Below are 2,218 nucleotides of genomic sequence, written 5' to 3' on the forward strand. Positions count from 1 at the left end.
AATGGGATTGTTCGTGCCCTCAGGGAAGGTGAGATAGCCGTGGCAAGACCGGGCCAAGTGCACGGGGCGCGAAATACAGGTACCGAGCCATTTGTGTTAGTCTCGGTTGTGGCATCAGCCAATGCCGGTTTCGTATTGGCTGAGCGATAGAGCCCAATCTCTGGAGTTGGTCCAATGAGCGGTCGGGGAGATAGGTAACAGACATGCAGCGGACACGGCTGCTAAACCAGGTCGCAAACCTCCTTGCGTCGCAGCGTGCCGCAAGCGACGCGATCAATCGAATGGGGTCGGCATGAGACTGAACACCATCCAGTTCCCGACCGCGTAGCCGCCTGTCCTGCCGATCAGGTCTTGACCATCGACGCCTGGGATCAGTCCTGAATGTTCTTGGAGACCACTACGTTATGAGCCGCAGCCGCCGCAAAACACCCATCGTCGGGCACACGACCTGCGGCAGCGAGCGCGAGGACAAGAAGCTCTGGCATCAGCGCTGGCGCACCCGTGAGAGCACGGCGCTGACCAGCGCGTCGCCCGAAGCCCTGAGCGCCCATCTGCCCCTGCTGGAAAACCAGGCCAGCAGCGTCTGGTCGATGGGCAAGGATGGCCGCTCCTACTGGCCCGTCAAGCGCCAGGCCGCCACGGCGGATCGCATCGCCAATCACAAGGGACGCAACCCGCAAGAACGCGCCTCCCTGAAAAAGCGCCTGCTGCGCAAGTGGATGAGCAAATGAAGCTCTCCTTCCATCAGCACATTGCGCTGTTCTGGATGATCGGTGCTCCGGGCGTCTTCGCGCCCGTGATCGAGAACGCCAAGCGGCCCGATGCCGGCGCCGTCATGGCGTGGGGTGTCGCGATCGTGGCGGTGATGATCCTCTTCACCCCTTTGCTGCTGCGCTGTCCACCATTCCGGCGCTGGTATGGCCGGACGGATGCGCTGTCGGAGCGGCAGCGCCAGGCGCTTGCCGAGCGCGGCCTGCGCCGCTACTACCAGACCGCTTTCGATGACGGCTACGTGCCCCGCGTGATGCCCTACGTGTGGCGCATCATCTGGACGGTCGGCGGGTTGATGGCTGTGACCGCCGTACTGCCTACCAACACCGGACGGCCAGCCTTCGATGCCTTGGTGGTCTTCTCGACCTGGTATCCGATAGGCGTGATGCTGCTGGTTTTCGCGTCGAGGCCCCTTGGCCGGTTGATTCGCCAAAGAGCACAGGAGCGGCGGAAATGAGCACGTCAACCATCGAGGCGCTGGCCAGCGCCTGGGCAAGGATTGCCGAGGAAGCGGAATTCCCCGCTGACTACGAGGGGACTGCCACACCACAAGCGCATCGGGCTAGCGAAGCTATTCAGGAGCAGATTCGGGAGCGCATCGTCGCCACCAACGACATGCGGCTGTTCAGCCTGCTGCACCTGCTGGGTCAGGCGTCGCTGCGCATGGAGCAAGCGCTGTGGCCGGAGGATTACGAGCGGATGACGCGCGAGGTTGAGGAAGCCCTGCGGCAAGCCACCGACGCCAACGCCAGATCGTACACCCACGAAGAAGTGATGCAGGCGATGCAGGAACGCATCGACCGGGCGCGAGACAAGCCATGTTGATTGGCTATGCGCGCGTCTCGACGCAGGATCAGAACCTGGAGCTGCAACGCGAAGCCTTGAGCAAGGCCGGATGTAAAAAGGTCTTCGAGGACAAGGTGAGTGGCACGCGGGCAGACCGGCCTGGCTTGGCCAAGACGCTCGAAATGCTGCGCGAAGGCGATACTTTGGTCGTCTGGAAGCTCGACCGGCTGGGCCGGTCGGTCAAGCAACTGGTCGATCTGGTCGGCGATCTGCACAAGCACGGTGTCCAGTTCAGGAGCCTCACCGACTCCATCGACACCGGCACACCATCCGGGCGGTTCTTCTTCCACGTCATGGCGAGCCTTGCCGAAATGGAGCGCGAGCTGACCGTCGAGCGCACCCGCGCCGGGCTGGAAGTCGCCAAGCAGCTCGGCCGCAAAGGCGGCCGCAAGCCGAAGATGACCGACAGCAAGATCGAGTCGGCCAAGAAGCTGCTGGCCAGCGGGGTGCCGCCCAAGGACGTGGCCAAGAACCTCGGCGTGTCCATTCCGACGCTGTACCGCTGGGTGCCAGCCTCCACGCACGCTTAGCGTGCTTTATTTAATGAGATGGTCACTCCCTCCTTCCCGGTACTATGCTGAGGACAGGCTTTCATTCGGAG

General features: G+C 62.8%; 5 protein-coding genes. All 5 read left to right on the plus strand.

What is annotated here, in order from left to right; all coding sequences use genetic code 11:
• The coding region (locus QMN38_RS26455; RefSeq protein ID WP_476580381.1) for a cupin domain-containing protein at window positions 1-150 on the plus strand (150 nt) is incomplete at its 5' end.
• A 254-nt stretch (window positions 151-404) separates the two neighbouring features.
• A complete protein-coding gene (locus tag QMN38_RS26460) occupies window positions 405-731 on the plus strand; it encodes a hypothetical protein (protein WP_006812576.1) in 327 nt (108 codons plus the stop codon).
• The gene (locus QMN38_RS26465; protein WP_003100856.1) at window positions 728-1,228 is read left to right on the plus strand and encodes a hypothetical protein; all 501 of its coding nucleotides are present in this window, start codon (window positions 728-730) and stop codon (window positions 1,226-1,228) included. The genes QMN38_RS26460 and QMN38_RS26465 overlap by 4 nt, the downstream gene beginning before the upstream one ends.
• Window positions 1,225-1,596 carry a hypothetical protein gene (locus tag QMN38_RS26470; RefSeq protein WP_003100853.1) on the plus strand — a complete coding sequence of 124 codons (372 nt, stop codon included), beginning with the start codon at window positions 1,225-1,227 and terminating at the stop codon, window positions 1,594-1,596. Before QMN38_RS26465 ends, QMN38_RS26470 begins: the two co-directional genes overlap by 4 nt.
• Window positions 1,590-2,147 carry a recombinase family protein gene (locus QMN38_RS26475; RefSeq protein WP_003100847.1) on the plus strand — a complete coding sequence of 186 codons (558 nt, stop codon included), beginning with the start codon at window positions 1,590-1,592 and terminating at the stop codon, window positions 2,145-2,147. The genes QMN38_RS26470 and QMN38_RS26475 overlap by 7 nt, the downstream gene beginning before the upstream one ends.
• Window positions 2,148-2,218 lie beyond the last annotated feature (71 nt).

The sequence above is a fragment of the Citrobacter sp. R-1.5.2 genome (assembly GCF_035064245.1).
GTDB lineage: Bacteria > Pseudomonadota > Gammaproteobacteria > Enterobacterales > Enterobacteriaceae > Citrobacter.

Excerpts from the sequence above, each read along its gene's own strand:
- QMN38_RS26470 (WP_003100853.1), top strand. The coding sequence starts at position 1,225 with ATGAGCACGTCAACCATCGAGGCGCTGGCCAGCGCCTGGGCAAGGATT.
- QMN38_RS26460 (WP_006812576.1), top strand. The coding sequence starts at position 405 with ATGAGCCGCAGCCGCCGCAAAACACCCATCGTCGGGCACACGACCTGC.
- QMN38_RS26475 (WP_003100847.1), top strand. The coding sequence starts at position 1,590 with ATGTTGATTGGCTATGCGCGCGTCTCGACGCAGGATCAGAACCTGGAG.
- QMN38_RS26465 (WP_003100856.1), top strand. The coding sequence starts at position 728 with ATGAAGCTCTCCTTCCATCAGCACATTGCGCTGTTCTGGATGATCGGT.